Origin of the sequence: Dietzia sp. SLG310A2-38A2 (genome assembly GCF_014145095.1) — a bacterium.
Classification (GTDB): Bacteria; Actinomycetota; Actinomycetes; order Mycobacteriales; family Mycobacteriaceae; genus Dietzia.
Genome location: NZ_JAALDX010000503.1, coordinates 1 through 1,969 on the forward strand (window position 1 = coordinate 1; position 1,969 = coordinate 1,969).

2 protein-coding genes are annotated in these 1,969 nt (G+C 70.4%); both read left to right on the plus strand.

The window, feature by feature from the left end; all coding sequences use genetic code 11:
• The first annotated feature begins 130 nt into the window (after positions 1-130).
• Positions 131-544, plus strand: a complete 414-nt coding sequence (locus tag G6027_RS16245) for a cation:proton antiporter subunit C (protein WP_182638060.1) — start codon at positions 131-133, stop codon at positions 542-544.
• Positions 541-1,969: monovalent cation/H+ antiporter subunit D family protein (locus G6027_RS16250; RefSeq protein WP_182638061.1), on the plus strand; the 1,429-nt coding region annotated here is incomplete at its 3' end. The genes G6027_RS16245 and G6027_RS16250, both read left to right, overlap by 4 nt.

Sequence of the window (1,969 nt, forward strand, 5' to 3'; positions counted from 1 at the left end):
AACCCGCCGCGCCGCCCCCGCCCACCGGCCCGGGCGCGGAGGCCACCGACGCCGCCGCCACCGAGGACGCGGAACCCACTATCGACGCCGCTGACAACCGGGACGCCGCTGACCACCGGGAGGTACAGGCATGACCCTCGCGATCTCCGTCGGCGTCCTGATGGCCGGCTTCGTCTTCCTCGTCCTGCAACGCGGGATGGTCCGGGTGATCCTGGGGTTCATCCTGCTCAGCCACGCCGCGCACCTCACGCTCATGGCGGCCGGTGGCGCGTCACGGCGTGAGGAACCTCTGGTGCCCGACCCCGACCCGTCGCTGACGGCCGACGGTCTGCCGCAGGCGTTCGTGCTCACCGCTATCGTCATCGCCTTCGCCATCACGATCTACCTGCTCGTGCTGGCGGTGATCGGCGGGGACGACGACGACACCGACGTCGGCGATCTCGACCACCTGGACCTCCTCCCGGAGATCCCCGGGGGCGCCCACCCGGAGGACCCGGAGCCCGACGAGCCGACGAACCACGACGCGGAAGGGGCCCACCGATGATGCTGGAGTCCGCCCTCACCCTGTTCGTCGCCGTCCCGCTGCTGGCGGCGGGCCTGCTCGTCGCCGTCGCCTCGAGGACGCGCCTGGTCCTGACGGTCCTGTTCGCGGTTCTCGCGACGCAACTGGCCGCGGCCATCGCCACCGTGCCCTGGGTATCGGACGGTTCGGTCGTGGTGCACCAGGTCGCACTGTGGGCGCCCGGGGTGGCCATCCCGTTCGTGCTCGACATGTTCTCGGCACTCATGCTCACGGTGACGAGCCTGTTGACGCTCACGTGCGCGGCCTTCGCCGTGGCGGCCGGGGAGGCGTTCAAGAGGTTCTACGCGCCGTTGGTCCTGCTCGTGACCGCCGGCGTCAACGGCGCCCTGCTCACGGGGGACCTGTTCAACTTCTTCGTCTTTGTCGAGGTCATGCTCCTGCCCTCGTACGGGCTCATGATGATCACCCGGTCCGGGCGGGCCAGCGTGGTCGGCGTCGCGGCGTCGCGGCTCTACATCTCGGTCAACCTGCTCGCCTCGACCATCCTGCTGATCGGCGTGGCCCTCATCTACGGGCTGACGGGAACCGTCAACATCGCCGAGCTCCACGGGGCCGCCTCCGAGGACACCGCCGTGGCCGTGGCCACCGCCCTGGTGCTCTTCGCGCTCGCGATCAAGGCTGCCGTGGTCCCCGTACACGGGTGGCTGGCGCGGGCGTACCCCAAGATGTCCCCCGCGGTGACCGCGATGTTCTCCGGCCTGCACACCAAGATCGCGATCTACGCGATCTACCGGATCTACGCGGTGATCTTCGACGGGGACTCCCGCTATCTCTGGGTGGGCGTGGTCGTGTTCTCGGCCACCATGCTGATCGGCGTCCTCGGCGCGGTGGGCGAGGCCGCCCCCCGCTCGATCCTCGCGTTCCACATGGTCAGCCAGATCGGCTACATCCTGCTCGGGGTCGCCCTGTTCGGCCCCCTCGGGCTCACCGCCGGGATCTTCTATCTGCTGCACCACATGATCGTCAAGGCGGCGTTGTTCCTGGCGATCGGCGCGATCGAGGTGCGCTACGGTCCCAGGCGACTCGGGCAGCTCTCGGGCCTGGCCAAGACCGAGCCCCTCATCGCGATCGCGTTCTTCGCCTCCGCCATGTCGCTGGCCGGGATCCCGCCCTTCTCCGGCTTCGTGGCCAAGCTCAGCCTCATCATCGCCGCCCTCGACGCCGGCCAGATCGCCGCCGCGGCCGTCGCCGTGGCGGTGAGCATCCTCACCCTGCTGTCCATGCTCAAGATCTGGACGGGGATCTTCCTCGGCGAGCCCACCGCCACCGACTCCCGCACACTCCCCGAGGGTCTGGACCCGGCCTACTCCGATGCCCCGGGGATCCCCGACGGCCGGGACCGGGCGGGGCTCGACGCGGCCGCGGGCGGGGTCGACTCGGCCGGGG